The sequence below is a fragment of the Pseudomonas sp. 06C 126 genome (assembly GCF_001855215.1).
Taxonomy (GTDB): Bacteria; Pseudomonadota; Gammaproteobacteria; order Pseudomonadales; family Pseudomonadaceae; genus Aquipseudomonas; species Aquipseudomonas proteolytica.
Genome location: NZ_MIFU01000078.1, coordinates 71,032 through 92,889 on the forward strand (window position 1 = coordinate 71,032; position 21,858 = coordinate 92,889).

Genomic DNA, 21,858 nt, shown 5'->3' on the forward strand with positions numbered 1-21,858 from the left:
ATATATGGCTTGAGGATTTTTGTAGGAGCGAGCTTGCTCGCGAAGATTGTCAACGATAACGCGCCCATCCTGGAAGAACGCGGTGCCCTTGAGTTTTTCGCGAGCAAGCTCGCTCCTACAGGAGTTGCGTAATGGCTTTAGGCCAGGTTGCTGAGCATTTCCTTGGCTTCATCCCGTTGCTTTTCATCGCCTTCGGTAAGGACTTCGGCCAGGATGTCGCGCGCACCGCCCTCATCCCCCATGTCGATATAAGCCTGGGCCAGGTCCAGCTTGGTGGCGACTTCGTCGGTGCCCGACAGGAAGTCGAACTCCGGCTCATCGTCGCCCTTGGCGGCGTCTTCGGCAGTGAAGCTCGGCTCGATCGACGGGCTTTCCAGGCTCTGGGACAGACGCTCCAGTTCGGCGTTGACATCGTCAAGCTCCGAAGCGAATGCGTCCGGCTTGGCTGACGCCGCGGGTTCGTCCGCCAGGGACAGATCAAAGTCTTCCGGCAGGTCAAAATCTTCCAGCGCGGCCGGTGTCAGGGTGGGCGGCTCTACCGGCGGCAGGTCCTTCATCTGTTCTTCCAGGCCCGAGAGGAAGTCGTCATCGGACGCAGAGGCTGGCGCATCCAATTGCAAGTCGAGGTCAAAATCCGATAGATCGTCCTCGCTGGCCTTGGCTTCATTCTGCTGCTGCAATACCGACTCGAAGCTCAGATCATCGATCTCGGGCTCTGGCGCAACCACGGCCGGCGAAGCGGCTTCCAGGTCATCCAGGCTCAGGTCGAAGTCGGTGTCGAACCCATCGGCCTCAGGCGTGGCGGCGGGCGCCGGTTCTTCCTGGAGCAGATCCTTGACGTACTGCGCATCCAGCGCAGCGGCGGCGACGGCAGCACTGACACCCGCTGCCAGCACGGCCATGGCCGGGTAGCGGTTTTTCAACAGTTCGACCTGGGCGTGATTTTCGCCATTGGCGACCAGTTGGCGCTCCTGGGTTACGAAGCCATCTTTGTCGCCCTGCTGACCATAGACTTCCAGGAGCTTGAGACGCAGATCGCTGCGCTTGGGCTCCAGCTTGATCGCTTCTTCCAGCACGGCGGCCGCCTGGTTCAGGTGACCACGATCCAGGTGGGACTGAGCGAGCGCCAAAGCGTCGGAGGAGCCGGGTTCGATGATCGGCTTGCTCGGCGGCGCCATGCTGGTCACCGGTGCAGGCACAGGCGCCACGGCAACCGGCGCTGAAGCTGGAGCTGGAGCTGGAGCTGGAGCCAGCTTGACGTTTGCCGCAGGGACTTCAAGGCCTTCGAAACTGTCCGATGGCATGTCCTGGTCAAGGCTCGAGGAGAACTCCGGTTCCTCGGCCAGCGCCCGCGCCATGCGCAGGTGTTTTTCCTCTTCCAGGCGCGCATTGCGATGACGCGCCCATAGCAGCAGGAGCAGCAATACCAGCAGGCCAGCGGCACCGCCAATCACCCCGAGAACGATGGGATTGGTCAGCAGGTCATTGAACTTGCCTTCGGTGCTGGCCACGGGCGCGGGCTCAGCCGGGTTTTCCACAGGCGCAGCCACGGGCGCTTCGGCGGCTGGCGCCGGGGTAGCAGGTGCTGGTGCAACGGGCGCCGCCGCCAACTCCGCAGGCATGGCCGCCGGCTGCGCCGGTGCGCCACCCTCGGCCTGCAACTTGGCCAATTGGTTGTTCTTCAGTTCAATCAGCCGCTGCAACTTGTCCAACTGACTTTGCAGGTCAGTCATGCGGCTTTTCAGTTCTTCATTTTCGCGGCGGGTCGAATCCAGGCTTTCCTGGGTCACCGCCAGCTTGTTGTTCAAAGCCTTGCTATCCCCTGCGGCGCCTTTGACTCCAGCCTTGGCGGCCTCGGCCGAGACCAGGCTGAGGTTGTCCTTGGCAGCCGTTTGCGACGGCGCGGCACCGGCCTGGGTGCGCTTGGTGGCGTCCAGTTGCTGACGCCCCGCTGCCTGATTAGTGGCACCGCGACGCCCCTGACGCCAGGCCGCGTTCTGCGCAGTCACTTCGGCAATCGCCTGAGGTTGCGGCAGGCTGGTGCTTTGTACCGGGTCAGGCAGGCGCAGTACCTGGCCGGTTTTCATGCGGTTGATATTGCCGTCGACAAAAGCCCCAGGGTTCAGCGCCTGGATCGCCAGCATCGTCTGCTGGATCGAGCCGCCATTGCGATTTTTAGCGGCGATTTCCCACAGGGTGTCGCGGGAAGTCGTAGTGTGTTCAGCCGCCTTGCTGACGCTGCTGGCCGCAGGCGGGGCAAGGCGCGGTGCCGGGGCAATGGCCTCCGGGGCCTTTTGCTCGAACTTGGCCGGGTCCAGCAAGACGCTGTAGTCGCGCATCAATCGGCCATTGGGCCATTGCACCTGCAACAGGAAGCGCACATAGGAGTCGGGCAAGGGCTTGCTGGAGGTAACACGCACCACGCTGCGACCGCTGGGGTTGAGCACCGGGGTAAAGCTCAGTTCATCAAGGAACGCTTGGCGATCCACGCCCGCATCCACAAAGGCCTGGGAAGACGCGAGGCTGGGTACGATGTCGGAGGCGCTCAGCCCGCCTACATCGAGCAGCTCGATCTCCACCGACAACGGCTGGTTCAACTTCGACTTGAGTGTCATCTCCCCAAGTTGCAGCGCTTGCGCCATACCGGAGGACAGCGCCGAGGCGGCCGCTATTGCTAACACCAGTTTGCGAACTTGAACCATAGCCTCATCCTTTGTTTGAACACTCCTCGGCCCGCGAGAAGGTTGGGTACCGCTGCCATTCGGCATGGCGAGCCGATAGGTCACCGACGCGCAACTTTTCGTGCATGGGGCCAAGCATAGCGCTTAGCTAGAATCAATCTACAAATTGCCGCCAAGTATCTTTTACGCAAGGTCTTTTATCAACAACTGCGCCAGTTGCACCGCGTTAAGCGCAGCACCTTTGCGTACGTTATCTGACGTCAGCCACAAGTTTAGTTCCGCTGGGTCGTCAATGCCCGCTCGCACCCGGCCCACGTAGACCACATCCTGACCGACCGCATCCCCAACAGCGGTAGGGTAATCGCCCTCTTCCACCAGTTCGACGCCCGGCGCCGACTCCAGCACGCGATTGACTGCGCCAAGGTCCACAGGGCTCGCCAGTTGCAGGGACACGCTCAGGCTATCGCCAAAAAACACCGGAGCTTGAACGCAGGTCGCGGAAATCTTCAGCAACGGTAAATCAAGCAAGACGCGCAGTTCGTGGACCAGGCGTTTTTCCAGGGCCGTGTGGCCCTGGGCGTCCGGCGTACCGACCTGGGCCAGCAGGTTGAAGGCCATTTGCCGATCGAAGAACTTTGGCTCCAGGGGGCGCACATTCAACAACTCGGCGGTTTGCCGGGCCAGCTCACTCACGGCTTCACGGCCCTGGGCAGACACGGCCAGGCTGGCGGTGACACTCACGCGCTGAATGCCCAGCAAGCCCCGCAACGGCGCCAGGACCACCGCCAGATGAGTGGCGCACGGGCTCGGGCTGCCGACCTGGAAGGGCTTTCTCAGACCTTTCAGTACGTAGGCGTTGGCTTCCGGCACCACCTGAGGTGCCTGCTCGGCCGGCAAGGCCCCAGACAAGTCGATCAGCGAGCACCCCGCCGCAGTGGCGCGCGGGGCAAAACTCAAGGTGACCGCCGGGCCAGCCGCGAAAAAAGCCAGTTGCACCTTGCTGAAATCAAACTCGTCGACTTCCCGCACCCGCACGTTCTTGCCGCGAAATGGCACCGAAGCGCCGGCCGACTCACTGCTGGCCAGCAAGTGCAGGGTGCCGACCGGGAAATCCAGCTCTTCGAGGATCTGTACCAGGGTTTCGCCAACGGTGCCGGTGGCGCCGATCACGGCGATATCAAAGGTCTGGGTCATGGAGGCTGCCTCGGGCATTGCGGGGGGAGCGGCACTTTACCGGGTGGTGGGGGGTGAGGCAATTAACCTGGGCTTTGTGGTGTGATGGGGGCCGTTATCGCGGGCAAGCCCGCTCCTACATTTTGATTTGTGAACACATTCAAGTGTAGGAGCGGGCTTGCCCGCGATGACGGCCCCAGGCGCAATAAAAAACCCGCGCCTGTCACCAGGGCACGGGTTTGTTCAACACCAAAAAGCGATCAACGCTCCAGCAGGATCCGCAACATCCGGCGCAACGGCTCGGCCGCGCCCCACAGCAGTTGGTCACCCACGGTGAAGGCGCCCAGGTACTGGGTGCCCATGTTCAGCTTGCGCAGACGCCCCACCGGAACATTCAGGGTGCCAGTGACCTTGGTCGGGCTCAGCTCCTGCATGCTGATATCGCGGTTGTTCGGCACCAGCTTGACCCATGGGTTGTGCTGGCTGATCAGCCCTTCGATATCGGCAATCGGTACGTCTTTGTTCAGCTTGATGGTCAGCGCCTGGCTGTGGCAGCGCATGGCGCCGATGCGCACGCAGATACCGTCCACCGGGATCGGGTTCTTGAAGCGCCCCAGGATCTTGTTGGTCTCGGCCTGGGCCTTCCACTCTTCGCGGCTCTGGCCGTTCGGCAGTTCTTTGTCGATCCACGGGATCAGGCTACCGGCCAATGGCACGCCGAAGTTCTCGGTCGGATAGGCGTCGCTGCGCATGGCCTCGGCCACACGACGGTCGATGTCGAGGATCGCGCTGGCCGGGTCGGCCAGTTGATCGGCGACGGCCGCGTGGGTCGCGCCCATCTGTTTGATCAGCTCACGCATGTTCTGCGCACCGGCACCGGAGGCCGCCTGATAGGTCATGGCGCTCATCCACTCCACCAGCCCGGCTTCGAACAGGCCACCCAGGCCCATCAGCATCAGGCTGACGGTGCAGTTGCCGCCGACATAGTTCTTGGTGCCGGCGTCGAGCTGCTGGTCGATGACCTTGCGGTTGACCGGGTCGAGGATGATCACGGCGTCGTCCTGCATGCGCAGGCTCGAGGCGGCGTCGATCCAGTAACCCTGCCAGCCGGCTTCACGCAGCTTGGGGAAGACTTCGCTGGTGTAGTCGCCGCCCTGGCAGGTCAGAATGACGTCGAGGGTCTTGAGCTCTTCAATGTTGTAGGCGTCCTTGAGCGGGGCGATATCCTTGCCCACGGACGGCCCTTGGCCACCGACATTCGAAGTGGTGAAAAACACCGGCTCAATAAGATCGAAATCCTGCTCTTCCAGCATCCGCTGCATGAGCACGGAACCGACCATACCGCGCCAACCGATCAGACCTACACGTTTCATCGCAACTACACCTTGTTAAAAAGTGGGCCGCCTTGCAGCAACAACTGCAAGCGGGCCCGAGAGATTACAGATTCCGCAGCGCGGCGACTACTGCGTCGCCCATTTCCTGCGTCCCGACCTTGGTGCAACCCTGCGACCAGATGTCGCCGGTACGCAGGCCCTGGTCCAGCACCAGGCTCACCGCCTTCTCGATCGCGTCCGCCGCTTCGCTCAGGTTGAAGCTGTAACGCAGCATCATCGAGACCGACAGGATGGTCGCCAGCGGGTTGGCAATGCCCTGGCCCGCGATATCCGGCGCCGAACCGTGGCACGGCTCGTACATGCCCTTGTTGTGGGTGTCCAGGGACGCCGACGGCAGCATGCCGATGGAACCGGTGAGCATCGAGGCCTGGTCGGACAGGATGTCGCCGAACAGGTTGTCGGTGACGATCACGTCGAACTGCTTGGGTGCACGCACCAGTTGCATCGCGGCGTTATCGACGTACATGTGGCTCAACTCGACGTCCGGGTAGTCCTTGGCCACTTCTTCGACGATCTCGCGCCACAGCTGGCTGGAGGCCAGGACATTGGCCTTGTCCACCGAGCAGACCTTCTTGCCACGTACGCGGGCCATGTCGAAACCGACACGGGCGATACGGCGGATTTCGCTCTCGCTGTACGGCAGGGTGTCATAGGCCTGGCGCTCGCCATTTTCCAGCTCACGCACACCCCGTGGCGAGCCGAAATAGATACCGCCGGTCAGCTCGCGCACGATCAGGATATCCAGGCCCGCCACCACTTCCGGCTTGAGGCTCGACGCGTCGGCCAGTTGCGGATAGAGGATCGCCGGGCGCAGGTTGCCGAACAGGCCCAGTTGCGCACGGATTTTCAGCAGGCCGCGCTCCGGGCGGATATCACGTTCGATCTTGTCCCATTTCGGCCCACCCACGGCGCCGAGCAGCACGGCGTCGGCAGCACGGGCACGGTCCAGGGTCTCGTCGGCCAGGGGCACGCCATGCTTGTCGATGGCCGCGCCGCCGATCACGTCGTGGCTCAATTCAAAGCCCAGGCTGTACTTGCTGTTGGCCAATTCCAGGACCTTGACCGCTTCGGCCATGATTTCCGGACCAATGCCGTCGCCAGGGAGAATCAGAATCTGCTTGCTCATGCGTTCCTCATTTCATCAAGCGACCCGCCCTCGGGCAGGTCGGGAAAATTATTAGCGTTCGGCCCAGACCACCAGCACGTCGGTGCTGAAGGTGCCATCGGCTTGAATCTCAAAATAATCGCGCACTTCCTGGCCCATCGCCTTTTGCAGTGCCAGGATCGCTGCGCACAATACCTCTGGCGTGCGCATGCGCTCGACCCACGAGGTGTATTCCAGGCGCAGGCGCTGGCGACTGCTATTGCGTACATGCAAGCCGGCTTCGCTGAGCTGGCGCATCCACTCGCCAGCGGAGTAATCGCGCACATGGCTGGTGTCGCGCAGCACTTCGACGGTTTGCAGGTAAGTGTCCAACAGCGGGCTGCCCGGTGACAAGACGTCGACAAATGCCGCCACGCCACCCGGCTTGAGCACCCGGCGCACTTCGCGCAGCGCCAGGCCCAGGTCGCTCCAGTGATGGGCCGAGTAGCGGCTGAACACGAAGTCGAACTCGCCATCGGCGAACGGCAGGCGCTCGGCGGCCCCGTGCAGGGTGCGGATATTGTCCAGCCCACGGTCGGCGGCAGCCGCGGCGACCACGTCGAGCATTTGCTGCGACAGGTCGTAGGCCACCACTTCCTTGACCAGCGGTGCTACGTGGAAACTCACGTGACCGGCGCCACAACCCAGGTCCAGCAGGCGTGCCGCGCCCTGCCCGGCCAGTTCGGCCTGCAGCAGTGCGAATTCGGTGCCTTGGGCGTGCACGGCACTGCTCAGGTAGGCCGAGGCCTGTTCACCGAATTGTTTTTGCACGACTTGGGTGTGGGCGGTGCTGGTCATGGAAGTTTCCTTGGGTTTTGTGGTGTTGGTACGGGCGCTATCGCCGGCAAGCCAGCTCCCACATTTGACCGTGTTCACAGATCAAAATGTGGGAGCGGGCTTGCCCGCGATGGGGCCCGCACGGTTTACCGCAAATCAGGCATCACGAAACAACCAAGGCTGGCTGGCCCGGTGCTTGGCTTCAAACGCCGCAATGGCATCGCCGTCCTGTAAGGTCAGGCCGATATCGTCCAGGCCGTTGATCAGGCAGTGCTTACGGAACGCATCCACTTCAAAGTGGTACACCTTGCCGTCCGGACGGGTCACGGTTTGCGCCGCGAGGTCGACGGTCAATTGGTAGCCGACATTGGCTTCCACTTGCTGGAACAACTCGTCCACTTCGGCATCGCTCAAGATGATCGGCAACAAACCGTTCTTGAAGCTGTTGTTGAAGAAGATATCGGCGTAGCTCGGCGCGATGATGCTGCGAAAGCCATATTCTTCCAGGGCCCAAGGCGCGTGTTCACGGCTGGAACCGCAACCGAAGTTCTCCCGGGCCAGCAACACACTGGCGCCCTGGTAACGCTCGGCATTGAGCACGAAGTCTTTGTTCAGCGGGCGCTTGGAGTTGTCCTGGTAGGCGTAGCCCACGTCCAGGTAGCGCCACTCGTCGAACAGGTTCGGGCCGAAACCGGTGCGCTTGATCGACTTCAAGAACTGCTTGGGGATGATCTGGTCGGTGTCCACGTTGGCACGGTCCAACGGTGCGACAAGACCTGTGTGTTGGGTAAAAGCTCTCATCGGGTATTCCTCAGATCAATTCGCGAACGTCGATGAAACGACCGTTGACGGCAGCCGCAGCGGCCATGGCCGGGCTCACCAGGTGGGTGCGGCCACCGGCGCCCTGACGCCCTTCGAAGTTACGGTTGGAGGTGGACGCGCAATGCTCGCCGGACTCCAAACGGTCCGGGTTCATCGCCAGGCACATGGAGCAACCCGGCTCGCGCCATTCAAAACCGGCTTCGAGGAAGATCTTGTCCAGGCCTTCGGCTTCGGCCTGGGCCTTCACCAGGCCCGAACCTGGCACCACAATGGCTTGCTTGATGGTCGCGGCCACTTTGCGGCCCTTGGCGATCACCGCCGCGGCGCGCAGGTCTTCGATCCGCGAGTTGGTGCAGGAACCGATAAACACCCGGTCCAACTGGATGTCGGTGATCGCCTGGTTGGCTTTCAAGCCCATGTACTTCAAGGCCCGCTCGATGGAACCGCGTTTGACCAGGTCGGCTTCCTTGGCCGGGTCCGGCACGTTCTGGTCGACGGCCAGGACCATTTCCGGCGAAGTGCCCCAGCTGACTTGTGGCTTGATCTGGGCGGCGTCGAGTTCGACCACGGTGTCGAACACCGCATCTTTGTCAGAAACCAGGTCTTTCCAGGCCTCCACGGCGGCATCCCAATCGGCGCCTTGCGGAGCGAATGGACGGCCCTTGACGTACTCCACGGTTTTTTCATCCGCCGCCACCATGCCCACACGGGCACCGGCTTCGATGGACATGTTGCAGATGGTCATGCGGCCTTCGATGGACAAATCACGAATCGCGCTACCGGCGAACTCAATGGCATGGCCGTTACCGCCAGCGGTGCCAATTTTGCCGATCACGGCCAGCACGATGTCCTTGGCGGTGACGCCAAAGGGCAAGGTGCCTTCGACCAGCACCAGCATGTTCTTCATTTTCTTGGCGACCAGGCACTGGGTGGCGAACACATGTTCCACCTCGGAGGTGCCGATACCGTGGGCCAGGGCGCCGAACGCACCATGGGTGGAGGTATGGGAGTCGCCGCAGACCACGGTCATGCCCGGCAAGGTTGCGCCCTGCTCCGGGCCGATAACGTGGACGATGCCCTGGCGCACGTCATTCATCTTGAATTCGGTGATGCCGTACTCGTCGCAATAGTCGTCGAGGGTCTGGACCTGCAAGCGCGAGACCTGGTCGGCAATGGCTTCGATGCCGCCCTTGCGCTCCGGGGTGGTCGGCACGTTGTGGTCCGGGGTCGCGATGATCGAGTCGACGCGCCAAGGCTTGCGCCCGGCCAGTCGCAGGCCTTCGAACGCTTGGGGCGAGGTCACTTCATGGATGATGTGACGGTCGATGTAGATCAGCGATGACCCATCATCGCGCCGTTTCACTTCATGGGAATCCCAGAGTTTGTCGTAAAGCGTTTTGCCGGCCATCAGTCGGTCCTCATCAGCGTCTTTCTATGCCCTGGGCGTTGAACGATTCAATAACCCTTTGGCTTGTGAGGCTGATGCTATGGCGTTACATTAAATAACTCAAATTCATATTTTTCATGCTTTGGATAACTCACTGGAATACAACCATGGATCTGGCCAACCTCAATGCCTTTATTGCTATCGCCGAAACCGGCAGCTTCTCCGGCGCCGGGGAGCGCCTGCACCTGACGCAACCGGCAATCAGCAAGCGTATCGCCGGCCTTGAGCAGCAACTGAAGGTGCGCCTGTTTGATCGACTGGGCCGTGAAGTGGGCCTGACAGAAGCCGGGCGCGCACTGCTGCCCCGCGCCTATCAGATCCTTAATGTGCTGGATGACACTCGTCGCGCCCTGACCAACCTGACCGGCGAAGTCAGCGGGCGCCTGACTCTGGCCACCAGCCATCACATCGGCCTGCACCGCCTGCCGCCGGTATTGCGCACGTTTACCCGGGAATACCCGAACGTGGCCCTGGATATTCAGTTCCTGGATTCGGAAGTCGCCTACGAGGAAATCCTCCATGGCCGCGCCGAAGTCGCCGTCATCACCCTGGCGCCGGAGCCCCACAGCCTGGTGCGGGCCACCCCGGTATGGGATGACCCCCTGGATTTCGTGGTGGCGCCCGAACACAGCCTGGCCAATAACGGCACTATCAGCCTTGCCGACATTGCCCGCCATCCGGCGGTTTTCCCTGGCGGCAATACCTTTACCCACCATATCGTGCACCGGCTGTTCGAGGCCCAGGGCCTGACGCCGAACATCGCCATGAGCACCAACTACCTGGAAACCATCAAGATGATGGTTTCGATCGGCCTGGCCTGGAGCGTGTTGCCGCGCACTATGCTTGATGATCAAGTGGCCAGCATCGCTTTACCGGGCATACAGCTCAGTCGCCAGCTAGGCTATATCGTGCACACCGAAAGGACGTTGTCGAACGCTGCGCGGGCTTTCATGAGCCTATTGGATGCACAGGTTGATCCGGCGGAGATGCCGGCATGAGGCCGTGCGGCCTGTAGACCCTGCTCCCGCGCCGAATGCCCATCGAGCCAAGGCCCCTTGATAATGCCCAACCCTGTCGATCCCGTGCCGCCGCTGCCTCGCATTCACGCCCTGGACCCCCAGCAGGCGGAACAAAGCTGGGAGAACGCCCCGCAGCTGCTGGCGGCGCTCAATGCCGCACGGCTCGGCGCCTGGAGCTGGGATATCGACAGCGGGCGAATCAGCTGGTCGCGCGGCACCCAGGCGCTGTTTGGTTTTGACCCCCGCCAGCCATTGCCCAAGGACCTGGATTACCTCGACTTGCTGGCCGCCGAGGACCGCGGCCGCGTGATCCGGGCCTTTCACGCCGTCCTGGCGGGCGCGCCCTTCGAGCAAGCCATGCACCACCGCATCCAGTGGCCGGATGGCAGCCTGCACTGGCTGGAAATCAACGGCAGCCTGCTGCCGGACGCGTCCGGGCGGCGGCGCATGATCGGGGTGATTCGCGAAACCACCCAGCAACGCGAGCGCGAACATGCCCTGGGCCACTCGGAAAAACGCTTCGCCACCTTGTTTCATCTGTGCCCGAACATGGTCCTGCTGACTCGCCAGGAAGACGGCCTGATCAGTGAGGCCAACCAGTATTTTGAAAGCCTGTTCGGCTGGCCGGTGGCCGATGCCATTGGCCGCACCACTCTGGACCTGGGGCTGTGGGTGCATCCTGAGCAACGCGCCTTGCTGGTCAAGGCGACCCAGCGCAAGGGCGAACCCATCACCATGGAAGTGCAGTTTCGCGCCAGCAATGGGCAAATCCATGACGGCACCCTCAGTGCCCAAAAGGTCGAACTCGACGGCCAGGCCTACCTGATCAGCACTTTCCTCGACACCACCGAGCGCAAGAACGCCGAACAGGCCCTCAAGGACAGCCAGGAACGCCTGGACCTGGCCCTGGATTCGGCCCAACTGGGCACCTGGGACTGGCATATCCCCAGCGGCATGCTCTACGGCTCAGCCCGGGCGGCGCAGTTGCACGGCCTGGAGCCGCATCCGTTCCATGAATCCTTCGATGCGTTTTTTGAAGGTATGCCCGATGAGGAGCGCGCCAGCATGCGCGACGCCTATCGCACCCTGCGTGAAGGCCCGGCAGGCAATTACCAACTGACCTACCGCGTGCAACTGGAGGACGGCAGTTCGCGCTACCTGGAAAGCCGCGCCCGCCTTTACCGTGACGCCCAGGGCGCGCCCCTGCGCATGGCCGGCACGCTGCTGGATATCACCGACCAGGTGGAACGCGAGCAGCGTCTGAGTGCCTCTGAAGAGAAGTTCGCCAGCCTGTTCCTCGCCAGCCCCGACCCGATCTGCGTTACCCGCCTGTCGAGCGGCGAATTCATCGAAATCAATCCCAGCTTCTGCCAGACCTTTGGCTGGACCGCCGCCGAAGTCATCAATCACACCGCCGAGCAGATCGGCTTGTGGGATGAGCCGACCCAACGCCTGCAGCGCATCGAGCAGGTGATCCGCGAGCAAGCGCTGAACAACGTGGCGATCATCGTCCACCACAAGAATGGCCAGCGTCTGACCTGCATGATTTCCAGCCGGCTGATCACCGTCGGCAACCAGCCCTGCGTGGTCACCACCCTGCGCGATATCACCCAGCAACAGCGCTCGGAAGCGGCGCTCAAGGCCAGCGAGGAAAAATTCGCCAAGGCCTTTCACTCAAGCCCCGACGCAGTGTCCATTACCGAGCGTGACACTGGGCGCTACGTGGAGGTCAACGACGGCTTCTGCCGCCTGACCGGCTACCGCGCCGAGGAAGCCATTGGCCTGACCCTGTACCAGATCGGCATCTGGGCCGATGAGAACCAACGCTCGGCATTGCTCGCCGAACTGCAGATCAAGGGCCGCATCCACCACCTGGACATGCTCTGGCACAACAAGCGCGGCGAGTTGCTGGCAGTGGAAGTGTCGGTCGAGCCCATTACCCTCAATGAAACGCCATGCCTGCTGCTGACCGCACGGGATGTGAGCCTGCTGAAAAGCGCGCAGGCGCAGATCCGCCACCTGGCCTATCACGACCCGCTGACCAACCTGCCCAACCGCGCCTTGCTGATGGACCGCCTGAGCCAGCAGATTGCCCTGCTCAAGCGGCATAACCTGCGAGGCGCGCTGCTGTTTCTGGACCTGGATCATTTCAAGCACATCAACGATTCCCTCGGGCACCCGGTGGGCGATACCGTGCTGAAAATCGTCACCGCGCGCCTGGAAGCCAGCGTGCGCATGGAGGACACCGTGGCGCGCCTGGGTGGCGATGAGTTTGTCGTGCTGCTCAGCGGCCTGGAAGGTTCGCGAATGGAGGTCAGCAAGCAGGTGCAGCTGCTGTCCGACACCCTGCGCGAGCTGCTGTCGGAACCGATGTTCCTCGACGGCCAGCGCTTACAGGTCACCCCCAGTATTGGTGTTGCGCTGATTCCCGATCACGGCTCGACCCCGGCCGACCTGCTCAAGCGCGCGGATATTGCCCTGTACCGGGCCAAGGACTCCGGGCGCAACACCACGCAGATGTTCCATAACAGCATGCAACGCACCGCCAGCGAGCGCTTGCGCATGGAGACCGACCTGCGCCTGGCGCTGTCGCGGGGCGAGTTCAGCGTGCATTACCAACCCCAGGTCGATGCCCGGGGCAATCGCATTGTCGGCGCCGAAGCCCTAGTGCGCTGGCAGCATCCGCAACTGGGCGCACAATCACCGACAGAGTTCATCAAGGTCCTGGAGGACAGCGGTCTGATCCTCGAGGTGGGCACCTGGATCCTCGATGAAGCGTGCGCCACCTTTGCCAGGCTGATTGCCGAAGGCCTGATTGAGCCCAAAGGTTTCAGCCTGTGCGTGAACATCAGCCCCCGGCAGTTTCGCCAGAACGACTTTGTCGAACGGGTGGAACGCAGCCTCAAGCAGCACCAACTGCCATTTAGCCTGCTGAAGCTGGAAATCACCGAAGGCATCGTGATCCAGAACCTGGACGACACCATCGGCAAAATGCGCCGCCTGAAAAAACTCGGGGTCAGCTTTGCCATGGACGACTTCGGTACCGGGTATTCGTCATTGACCTATCTCAAGCGCCTGCCGGTCGATGCCTTGAAAATCGATCAGTCATTTGTGCGCGATGCCACCCACGACCCCAACGATGCAGAGATCATCCGCGCGATCGTAGCCATGGCGCGCAGCCTCAACCTGGAAGTGATTGCCGAAGGCGTGGAAACCTGCGAGCAACTGGCGTTCCTGCAAGGCTTGGGGTGCCATCTGTATCAGGGCTATTTGCATAGCCGGCCACTGCCGGTGGACGCGTTCACGCAACTTTTGAGGAGCGCTGCCGGAGGCTGAAAACAATCCGCCAGATGAACCGCCAGGCCCAGCACGGGGCATCAGACCAATTTCAACGCTCGCACGAAGTAGCCCTTCCAGTTGGAGGGCGCCAGGCTGCGCTTTTCTCCATACATGTCGAACATCCCATCAACGACCGTCACTGAATGGTGGGTGTCCGCCAGCGTTCCAATGGCCCCGTCAGCCAGTTCTTGCACCGTGCTTTCCCGGATGTAGGCATACAGCCCCAGCCTGCGCAGCGCCGATCCGGGATACTCACCGTCGTTCAAGGTATCCATGGCGACCTCATAACTCTGGTTTCCCCGGCCGTCGTTGTTCTCCAATTGCGCCCGCTTGGCACTTACGGCGTACAAAAAATTGGCATCGTCCAAAAGGGATTGATTGCTGCCCTGCAAACCGGAGTGCACCTTGGCCTTGTTCAATTCGTCGTGGGTCAACGTCAGTTTGTAGCCATCGCGCATGACCACTTCGTATCCGTCAGCGGTGGCGGAGATTTTTTTATAGATGCCTTGCGGATTCTGGCCAAACTTCATCATGGCGGCCTTGATCGCTGACACTGTGACACAGTTACCTTCTACACCCTGGTAAAAACCACTCCAGATATTAGCGGGGCGGATACCCACTGGCACACTGGAAAGAGTCGGGGCCTTTTCATCAACTATTTCGGGGGATACATCAGGCGTTTTTTTATCATTGAACAACATGAACCCATAACTTTTATCTACCTTGCGCTGCTCCGAATAAAGATGTTGGGTGTTGTCCATCACAAAAGCCGAGCCGAAGTTATGGGTCTCCACGACACCCAAAGCGCCACGCGCCGCCATATAGGTTGCAGGCACAAACTGGGCAAAACCCATCAGGCCCATACCACGCAAGAAGTTCTGGGTAGTTTCACCTTCTAGACTCTTGAGCAGGACGTCTTCGAAACGCTCATGATTGCCGATCAGCTGCTTGCGCTTGATAAATGCCGCGAGCACTAAGTTGGCGTCCGATACCGCCATGCCATCGTTCCCGGCAAACCGTGATGCCTGCGCGGTCATCCTTAGTTCCTCGGCAGACACATGAACCCTGAACTCATCTTTCATCGTGATCTCATAACCGTCGCCCACCGCCTTGACCTTTTCAAACATATCATGTGGGCTTTGACCGAAGGTCATCATCATCAATTTAATGACTGCGGCATGGGTACTATTATCAAAACACTCACCAAAGTTACGTCGGGTGGCGGAAAATGCATTCAAAATATCGCGGGGTTTGTTCCCCCCGGCCGCCGACAATGTGACTGTCGATAAACGCCGGACAGATTCATGAGCCACACTCAAACCATCAAACAACATCCGACCGAACATACCGATACTCATAGGAGTTTCCTACCCAAAAATATTATTAAAGACACGACAAACAACACACAGCCGATAAGTGACGAATTCAAACTTAAAAATACAATGACGAATAAAAACCTGCGCAGGATAAAAACAACCACTTTTATTCTTAAATCAACATCTAGTGTAAAAACCGCTATTTACCTACCAACACCCCCCATCAGTCGACTAACGCGACTGCGTGCCCCTGGCTGGGCGCCCTTCCTTTACGGCCCCACAACTCTTCCTTGCCACCAATCACCGCAACCGAATGCCCGGTGCGGTTGACCATGCCGACTTGCCCCCTGGCCAACACACTTACCGCCACACGCTTCATGTGCTTCTTCAAGCCCAACCGCAGAAAACCCTCTCCCGCCCCTCTCTCATCCTCACCATCATTCAGGCTGCGGATTGCCGCGCTAAAACTTCTAGCCGCTCGGCCATCGTTGTTTTCCATCTGGGCGCGCTTGGCGCTGACGGCAAACAGGAACTGAGCATCCTTGAGCATTCCCTTGTCTTTTCCAACAAAACGCGCGCCCTGTGCCGCTTGCTTCAACTCCTCATGAGTCAGCGTCAAGCGAAAGCCATCTCGCATCGCAACGTGATAACCGCGCTCGGTTTTGATGACTTTTTTGTAAATATCAGTAGGGCTCTGTCCGAATTTATGCATCGCCGCCTTGATTGCCGATACCGTTACGCAGTTACCATCCGGGCCCTGACGAAAACCGCTCCAGATATCATCGGCCTTGGCCCCGTTGCGCTTTTCCGAAAGCCCCTCAATCCTGACCGGGTGTGAATCGGGCGTAGGCACTGCCGGTGTAGGCTTGTCAGGAATCACATCGGTTTGAACGCGTTTCTCCTTATCCCGTCCTGACAACAACGCTGATAGCTGACTCAGCAAATTCATGAACATTGAAACAAGACTTTTTAATTCCACTTCCTTAGTTGCAACGTCACCCCTGAAATCCGTGAAACTGTTAGATAGGTCAACGACGCCCGCGGTCTGCCTAAGACGCTGTGGCTGCAGAGAGTTAAAGTTCCCCTCTACCCTACCCGAACAACCACATGGCACGTTTGTAGCACTGTTAATAGTTAAGTTAGACATTAGTTTTCCTGCCACAAAGTGCCCCTCCGGCCTAAACTTTGCCGAAGAGGTCACTGATTGAAATCAAGAACTTTATTGGGTGTTTACTGATGTAGCGGGCGCATTAGAACCGGCGAGACAAACCCCGCGCCCAGCTTCTTTCACCCGGGCGGCAATCAGGGCCGGGCGACGTCAGGTCTGGCTCAGGCTTGGGGTCGTGCGACGGCATCACTGGGGTTGGCCGGGGACGAACAGCAGGCGGCACCTGCGCGTCGGTTTCCGGTACTGCCAGATCAGGCACCCGATCAGGTTTTACCTGGCGGTCGGTCAACGACACTGTTGGCCTGTGCACCCAGTCGGGCCGGGCTTGCGGGTCGATCGTCGGGAGCGGCCTCGGATGCGGCCGCACACGAGTGTCGACCTTTGGCACAGCAGGATGAGAGTCCTCCGGGCAGTGGCAATTGTTCACATTGAGATCGACGTTTACCCGCACAACCGTGTCAGACGATGCCTTGGAATCGGTACCAGGAACCCTCGGTGTAATTGTGATATTGGGTAGCACCACGGGGTGCTTGCCCACATCCGAATTCACTTTCGTATCTGGTATCACGGGCTTGCCATCGGTCTGCGCCTTCTTCTCCTGTGATTTTTCAGCCTCGAGCTGCACCTTGGCGTCATTGCCGAGTATCAGGGGCTTGCTGTCGATCTGTGCCTTCTTCTCCGGTTGTTTGCCAGCGTCAACCTGCACTTTGCTGTCCAGGCCTGTAGTTACCGTTTTATCCCCCGGTGTAGGTTCGGGTAAGGGCTTTTTGCCAGACAACAGATCGCGCATCGCCTTGAAAACAAGCTCAAACATGTCGAACAGTTTTGCAAGAGAATCAACACTCACAACAATGTTGTCGCGTCCGACGCCTGTAGCCCGGTTATATTCCGGCAACACATTCAACTTATTACCCAGCAACTTGCTCGCATCGTTCCCCCCAGGTGGAGTGGGTACCGGTGTCGGCAAATCAAACTGGCGATTAGCGACATTCGCGCCTGGAGGATTGTTTATAGATAGATAAGACATGCGTCATTCCTCTTCTCAAGACAGCACAGGGCGCTCAGGCCCCCATAACGAACAGTGTTTACTTATGACTTGAAACGGCAGCCACCGATTCGAAGTCCCTAGTTTCGTGGAGTAAAAAACGTTCGAGTTCCAGAAATCGCGGAAAACATAAGGACATCAAAAGACAATTTCGGACTTTTACCTATAGACTTCTGCAAAGGCCTGCCTTACAAGGCCGTCCTTTGAAAAAAACAGGTCATACTCGCTAATAAACTGCGCCATGGAAAAAGAACGTCACGATTGTTTGAACTGTCTTTGCATCGCCCATGATATTTCCCGCGCGCTTAATACTGCTGCCACGCCAAGCAAAATCAAAAAACAAAAAACCGCTGCAACACTCACAGTTGACTAGAACTACAATAAAGTTACACACACCTACTCTCAAAATGCTCAAAATATACAATCAAACCAAACATGAATTTAACTGACGGCATCTGAATTACTTGCCCGACCAACAGAGTCTTAAACAAAAAAAGGGCGCCAGAGGCGCCCTTTTCAGAGGAGGTGAAAAACTTAAATACATGGACTCAATGTTGCAAAGCTGGCTTCTGCGCGCCGTTGATTGGAATGCGCTTGGCCTTGGCTTCTTCCGGCACCACCCGCAACAGATCGATACTCAACAAGCCGTTGCTCAGGTCCGCCGCCTTGATTTCAATGTGGTCCGCCAAGCGGAACGACAGTTTGAAGGCGCGCTGGGCAATACCTTGGTGCAGATAGGTAACGCTCTCAGCCTTGGTGTCGCGCTTGCCGCCACTGACGGTCAATACGCCTTTCTCCACCTGCAGCTCCAGATCGTCTTCCTGGAAGCCGGCAGCCGCGATGACAATGCGGTACTCGTCTTCACCATGCTTCTCGACGTTGTAGGGTGGGTAGCTGCTGCCCGGCTCATTGCGCAGTGCGGTCTCGAACAGATCGTTGAAACGATCAAAACCGACGGAGGAGCGGAACAGCGGCGCCAGGGAAAATGCAGTACTCATGGTCAAATCTCCTGAAATATCAGCAAGGTTCTTTATCTCCACGACCCGAATTCGGCATCGTGTAATCCCTAGATAAGGACCGCCAATTACATTTCAAGAGTGGCTGTAGGAAAAATTTCAGGCCACTTGCGGATGGGGCATTCCGAGTAGACGGCTAACCTGCTGAAGATCGGTTTCCCTGCGCAACGCGGTAAACAGCTCCACGGCTTGCGGGTAATTTCGCGTCAGCATGGCCAGCCACTGCTTCAGTCGGCCCGGCGCCTGGCGTTCCGTCAATTGCGCCACGGACTGCCTCCAGAACTCCTGGAGCATGGGCTGCATGTCCTCCCAGGTCATCTCCACCACGTCCTGACCGGCGCGCGCGGCGGCGATTTGCCGGGCCAGGTCGGGACGCGCTACCAGGCCGCGACCGAGCATGATGTCTTCGACCCCGCTGATCTCACGGCAGCGCCGCCAATCTTCGACACACCAGATATCACCATTGGCAAATACCGGGACCTTGACCACGTCCTGCACCCGCGGGATCCACTCCCAGTGTGCAGGCGGCTTGTAGCCATCGGCCTTGGTCCGCGCATGCACCACAATATGCGCGGCGCCGCCTTCAGCCAGGGCCGTGGCGCACACCAGCGCGCCGTCCGGGCTGTCAAAGCCCAGGCGCATCTTGGCGGTCACTGGGATATGCGCAGGCACGGCACGGCGCACGTGTTCGACGATCTGGTTGAGCAGCTCCGGCTCCTTGAGCAGCACCGCGCCACCCCGGGACTTGTTGACGGTCTTGGCCGGGCAGCCGAAGTTCAGGTCGATAACCTCAGAGCCCAACTCACAGGCCAGTGCGGCGTTTTCCGCCAGGCACACCGGGTCGGAACCGAGCAACTGCACGCGCAACGGCACGCCCGCAGCGGTCTTGGCACCGTGCAGCAGTTCTGGGGCAAGCTTGTGAAAATAGGCCGGGGTCAGCAGGCGGTCGTTGACCCGAATAAATTCGGTCACGCACCAATCGATACCACCCACCTGGGTCAACACGTCCCGCAGGATGTTGTCGACCAACCCCTCCATGGGCGCCAAAGCAATTTGCATGGAAAACACTCAACGAAAAACGTGGCGCAGTTTACTGGGTTTCCCACAGCAACCGTTAACCCTACCGCCCCCTGTAGGAGCGAGCTTGCTCGCGAAAAACGCCCAGACGACACGGTAAAACTGATCGACCGCGTTATCGTTGACGTTCTTCGCGAGCAAGCTCGCTCCTACATGGACAATGCCGTAAGCGCGACGCCATAGCCCTCGATAAACTCCGCCGGCATGCGCTTGGGCTTGCCACTGGAGAGCTCGATGCAGACAAAGGTGGTTTGCGCACGCAACAAGGTGGTGCCATCGCTGGGGCGCATCAGTTGGAAGCGTCGGGTCATTTTCAGGCGCTGGTCCCAATCGACGATCCAGGTTGCCAGCTGCAGCTCATCGCCTTCGTAGCCGGCCGCCAGGTAATCGATTTCGTGGCGCACCACCGCCATGGCCCGGTCCAGGCGCCGGTACTCGGTGAGGTCCAGGCCCAGGCGCTGGGAATGGCGCCAGGCACAACGCTCCAGCCAAGACACGTAGACGGCATTGTTGGCATGCCCCAGGCCGTCGATGTCCTCAGGGGCCACCTGCAGATCGATGATAAACGGCTTTGCCAAGTCCCAGCCCATGCCCTGCTCCCGGTCGATTAATGTCGGCGGGGAGCAGTGTAACCTATCGCCTGGCTCAAGCGGTTTGCCGGGCCGGCTCACGGCAGCCGGCGAGCAGCGCCAGCACACCTTCGACCACCCTTGGGTCGGCCAGGACTTTTTGATGGCCGCCCTGCTCCAGGCGTAAAAGGCGGCTGTCGAACCAGGCCTCGTGGATCATCTGCGAAGCTTTGACCGGGACGAAGGTATCGTCCTCGGCATGCACGATCAGCCCGGGGATATTCATTTGATAGTGGGCCACATCCAGGTGCTTGAGCGGAATGCCCAGGGAGTACTCGACCTCCTGGATAAACGCCGCACGCGCCCGCGCCGGCATGCCGACTACTCCAGCGAAGCCGCGCAATACATCGAGCAAGCGTGAAGGGGCAGCAATGCTCACCAGCGCATTGGTGCGCAGGCCCAACTGGATGGCCAGCATCGCACTGGCGCCACCCATGGAATGGCCAACCACCGCGTGCAAGGGCGGCAATTCAGCGGCAGCCTCCAGCATCGCCCGGGCAAACAGCACCACATGGGCTTCGCGGCCCGGCGAACGACCATGGGCCGGGCCATCGAGGGCAATCACCGAGTAACCCGCGCCCACCAGTGCGTCGATCAGGCTGGCGAACTGGGTCGGGCGCCCTTCCCAGCCATGCATCATCAGCACCGCTGGGCCCTGGCCCCAGCGCAGGGCCGACAGGCCAAAGCGCAAGGTGACGCGCTCGGCCTGCGCCAGCAATGGCAACTCCCAATCACGCGGCGGCAAGTCTCGTGGCGTCATGAAGGCACGCCGCATCTGGTTGGCGATGGTTTGCGGCGCCAGCCTGCCCACGGTGCCGTTGACTCGGCGAATCCAGCTCAAGGTGCTCATCCACTCACTCCCCAGGCTCACAAGCCTTGTTCAGCGCACAGCCGACTTGGAGGCGCGTAATACACGATCCGATAATTCGCCCGGCCCCAGAGCCCTGGCCAATGCCAGGCCACCAATCATCAAGGCCATGTCGGCCAGGGCCTTGTCGGTGTCTTCCGGGCTGGCGGCCAGCTGTGCGGCCATCAACTCGACGTGCTGGTTCAATACATCGCGAAACTCATCCGGCAGCCGGCTCATCTCGCCGACCGTGGCCGGGATCGGGCAGGCCTGGGCGGTAGAATCGCGGTGTTTGCGCGAGAGGTAGAACGCGGCTACCAGGGCTCGGCGCTCTTCGCCTGTCAGGCTGGGGTCCATATCGTCGATAGATGCCCGACGCCGCGCCAAGAGCTGCTCGAACGCCTCCAGCATCAGAGCGTCCTTGCTTTCAAAGTGGGCGTAGAAGCCACCCACGGTCAGCCCCGCGGCGCCCATGACTTCACCCACACTCGGTTCGGCCGGGCCACGCTGGACCAGCGCGGAACTGGCGGCTTGCAGAATACGTTCACGGGTTTGCGCTTTTTTATCGCTCATGACGGCCTCCGAATATTACGGTTAAAATATTATCCGCATAATACTTTTTAGCAAGCGGTGAATTCGACCGCTGGTCAGAAGAGGTTTTTTGAAGAGGGAGGGAGAAAACCCAAACGCCAGACAAACAAAAGGGCCATTCAATAATTGAATGACCCTTAAAAATCCCGCAGAGCGGGTAATCGTGGCGTCCCCTAGGGGACTCGAACCCCTGTTACCGCCGTGAAAGGGCGGTGTCCTAGGCCACTAGACGAAGGGGACACAAACCTTCTATACAACTGATCAGTGCTGAGAACTGATCGATTCAAGGACGGTGTGGCCAGACCTTGAACCTGTAAATTGGTGGAGCTAAACGGGATCGAACCGTTGACCTCTTGCATGCCATGCAAGCGCT

Annotated in this window: 17 protein-coding genes and 1 tRNA gene; 2 read left to right on the forward strand and 16 right to left on the reverse strand. The window is 60.0% G+C overall.

What is annotated here, in order from left to right:
• Window positions 1-137 precede the first annotated feature (137 nt).
• The 7 genes from BHC62_RS11475 to leuC form a co-directional block, all read right to left on the reverse strand.
• Window positions 138-2,702, reverse strand: a complete 2,565-nt coding sequence (locus BHC62_RS11475) for a FimV/HubP family polar landmark protein (protein WP_070995084.1) — start codon at window positions 2,700-2,702, stop codon at window positions 138-140.
• A 162-nt stretch (window positions 2,703-2,864) separates the two neighbouring features.
• Window positions 2,865-3,875: an aspartate-semialdehyde dehydrogenase gene (locus BHC62_RS11480; RefSeq protein WP_070995085.1), complete on the reverse strand. Its 1,011-nt coding sequence runs from the start codon at window positions 3,873-3,875 to the stop codon at window positions 2,865-2,867.
• A gap of 239 nt (window positions 3,876-4,114) precedes the next feature.
• Window positions 4,115-5,227, reverse strand: coding sequence for an aspartate-semialdehyde dehydrogenase (asd, locus tag BHC62_RS11485; RefSeq protein ID WP_029294136.1), 1,113 nt, complete (start codon window positions 5,225-5,227; stop codon window positions 4,115-4,117).
• A gap of 64 nt (window positions 5,228-5,291) precedes the next feature.
• Window positions 5,292-6,374 (reverse strand): 3-isopropylmalate dehydrogenase, encoded by a 1,083-nt coding sequence (gene leuB / locus BHC62_RS11490; RefSeq protein WP_029294134.1) that lies wholly within the window; start codon window positions 6,372-6,374, stop codon window positions 5,292-5,294.
• Between the two features lie 51 nt (window positions 6,375-6,425).
• Entirely contained in the window at window positions 6,426-7,190 is a 765-nt protein-coding gene (locus BHC62_RS11495; RefSeq protein ID WP_070995086.1) for a class I SAM-dependent methyltransferase, read from the reverse strand.
• Window positions 7,191-7,325: 135 nt separating this feature from the next.
• Window positions 7,326-7,970, reverse strand: a complete 645-nt coding sequence (gene leuD / locus BHC62_RS11500; RefSeq protein WP_003192559.1) for a 3-isopropylmalate dehydratase small subunit — start codon at window positions 7,968-7,970, stop codon at window positions 7,326-7,328.
• A gap of 10 nt (window positions 7,971-7,980) precedes the next feature.
• Window positions 7,981-9,399 carry a 3-isopropylmalate dehydratase large subunit gene (gene leuC / locus BHC62_RS11505; protein WP_029294130.1) on the reverse strand — a complete coding sequence of 473 codons (1,419 nt, stop codon included), beginning with the start codon at window positions 9,397-9,399 and terminating at the stop codon, window positions 7,981-7,983.
• Window positions 9,400-9,545: 146 nt separating this feature from the next.
• Here leuC and BHC62_RS11510 point away from each other — a divergent pair, with 146 nt between their 5' ends.
• Together BHC62_RS11510 and BHC62_RS11515 are read left to right on the forward strand one after the other, a co-directional pair.
• Window positions 9,546-10,436 (forward strand): LysR family transcriptional regulator, encoded by an 891-nt coding sequence (locus tag BHC62_RS11510; RefSeq protein WP_070995087.1) that lies wholly within the window; start codon window positions 9,546-9,548, stop codon window positions 10,434-10,436.
• A gap of 63 nt (window positions 10,437-10,499) precedes the next feature.
• On the forward strand, window positions 10,500-13,793 hold the full coding sequence (locus tag BHC62_RS11515; RefSeq protein WP_070995088.1) for a bifunctional diguanylate cyclase/phosphodiesterase: 3,294 nt from the start codon (window positions 10,500-10,502) through the stop codon (window positions 13,791-13,793).
• Window positions 13,794-13,834: 41 nt separating this feature from the next.
• Here the strand turns inward: BHC62_RS11515 and BHC62_RS11520 are convergent, their stop codons facing one another.
• From BHC62_RS11520 to BHC62_RS11560, 9 genes are all read right to left on the reverse strand, one after another.
• Window positions 13,835-15,154, reverse strand: a complete 1,320-nt coding sequence (locus tag BHC62_RS11520) for a hypothetical protein (protein ID WP_070995089.1) — start codon at window positions 15,152-15,154, stop codon at window positions 13,835-13,837.
• A gap of 181 nt (window positions 15,155-15,335) precedes the next feature.
• The gene (locus BHC62_RS28940) at window positions 15,336-16,259 is read right to left on the reverse strand and encodes a hypothetical protein (RefSeq protein WP_256324334.1); all 924 of its coding nucleotides are present in this window, start codon (window positions 16,257-16,259) and stop codon (window positions 15,336-15,338) included.
• 103 nt (window positions 16,260-16,362) lie between these two features.
• Window positions 16,363-17,307: a hypothetical protein gene (locus tag BHC62_RS11530; protein WP_070995090.1), complete on the reverse strand. Its 945-nt coding sequence runs from the start codon at window positions 17,305-17,307 to the stop codon at window positions 16,363-16,365.
• Between the two features lie 566 nt (window positions 17,308-17,873).
• Window positions 17,874-18,323: an Hsp20 family protein gene (locus tag BHC62_RS11535; RefSeq protein WP_029294118.1), complete on the reverse strand. Its 450-nt coding sequence runs from the start codon at window positions 18,321-18,323 to the stop codon at window positions 17,874-17,876.
• A gap of 117 nt (window positions 18,324-18,440) precedes the next feature.
• Entirely contained in the window at window positions 18,441-19,400 is a 960-nt protein-coding gene (locus BHC62_RS11540; RefSeq protein ID WP_029294116.1) for a tRNA-dihydrouridine synthase, read from the reverse strand.
• 167 nt (window positions 19,401-19,567) lie between these two features.
• Entirely contained in the window at window positions 19,568-20,008 is a 441-nt protein-coding gene (locus BHC62_RS11545) for a thioesterase family protein (protein ID WP_029294114.1), read from the reverse strand.
• A 55-nt stretch (window positions 20,009-20,063) separates the two neighbouring features.
• Entirely contained in the window at window positions 20,064-20,897 is an 834-nt protein-coding gene (locus BHC62_RS11550; RefSeq protein WP_029294112.1) for an alpha/beta hydrolase, read from the reverse strand.
• A 30-nt stretch (window positions 20,898-20,927) separates the two neighbouring features.
• On the reverse strand, window positions 20,928-21,467 hold the full coding sequence (locus BHC62_RS11555; RefSeq protein WP_029294110.1) for a TetR/AcrR family transcriptional regulator: 540 nt from the start codon (window positions 21,465-21,467) through the stop codon (window positions 20,928-20,930).
• Window positions 21,468-21,649: 182 nt separating this feature from the next.
• Window positions 21,650-21,725, reverse strand: a tRNA-Glu gene (locus tag BHC62_RS11560).
• Window positions 21,726-21,858: the final 133 nt, after the last annotated feature.

Excerpts from the sequence above, each read along its gene's own strand:
- leuB (WP_029294134.1), bottom strand. The coding sequence starts at position 6,374 with ATGAGCAAGCAGATTCTGATTCTCCCTGGCGACGGCATTGGTCCGGAA.
- BHC62_RS11480 (WP_070995085.1), bottom strand. The coding sequence starts at position 3,875 with ATGACCCAGACCTTTGATATCGCCGTGATCGGCGCCACCGGCACCGTT.
- BHC62_RS11475 (WP_070995084.1), bottom strand. The coding sequence starts at position 2,702 with ATGGTTCAAGTTCGCAAACTGGTGTTAGCAATAGCGGCCGCCTCGGCG.
- leuC (WP_029294130.1), bottom strand. The coding sequence starts at position 9,399 with ATGGCCGGCAAAACGCTTTACGACAAACTCTGGGATTCCCATGAAGTG.
- BHC62_RS11530 (WP_070995090.1), bottom strand. The coding sequence starts at position 17,307 with ATGTCTTATCTATCTATAAACAATCCTCCAGGCGCGAATGTCGCTAAT.
- BHC62_RS11555 (WP_029294110.1), bottom strand. The coding sequence starts at position 21,467 with ATGAGCGATAAAAAAGCGCAAACCCGTGAACGTATTCTGCAAGCCGCC.
- BHC62_RS11550 (WP_029294112.1), bottom strand. The coding sequence starts at position 20,897 with ATGAGCACCTTGAGCTGGATTCGCCGAGTCAACGGCACCGTGGGCAGG.
- BHC62_RS11545 (WP_029294114.1), bottom strand. The coding sequence starts at position 20,008 with ATGGGCTGGGACTTGGCAAAGCCGTTTATCATCGATCTGCAGGTGGCC.
- BHC62_RS28940 (WP_256324334.1), bottom strand. The coding sequence starts at position 16,259 with ATGTCTAACTTAACTATTAACAGTGCTACAAACGTGCCATGTGGTTGT.
- BHC62_RS11510 (WP_070995087.1), top strand. The coding sequence starts at position 9,546 with ATGGATCTGGCCAACCTCAATGCCTTTATTGCTATCGCCGAAACCGGC.
- BHC62_RS11520 (WP_070995089.1), bottom strand. The coding sequence starts at position 15,154 with ATGAGTATCGGTATGTTCGGTCGGATGTTGTTTGATGGTTTGAGTGTG.
- BHC62_RS11515 (WP_070995088.1), top strand. The coding sequence starts at position 10,500 with ATGCCCAACCCTGTCGATCCCGTGCCGCCGCTGCCTCGCATTCACGCC.
- BHC62_RS11495 (WP_070995086.1), bottom strand. The coding sequence starts at position 7,190 with ATGACCAGCACCGCCCACACCCAAGTCGTGCAAAAACAATTCGGTGAA.
- BHC62_RS11535 (WP_029294118.1), bottom strand. The coding sequence starts at position 18,323 with ATGAGTACTGCATTTTCCCTGGCGCCGCTGTTCCGCTCCTCCGTCGGT.
- asd (WP_029294136.1), bottom strand. The coding sequence starts at position 5,227 with ATGAAACGTGTAGGTCTGATCGGTTGGCGCGGTATGGTCGGTTCCGTG.
- leuD (WP_003192559.1), bottom strand. The coding sequence starts at position 7,970 with ATGAGAGCTTTTACCCAACACACAGGTCTTGTCGCACCGTTGGACCGT.
- BHC62_RS11540 (WP_029294116.1), bottom strand. The coding sequence starts at position 19,400 with ATGCAAATTGCTTTGGCGCCCATGGAGGGGTTGGTCGACAACATCCTG.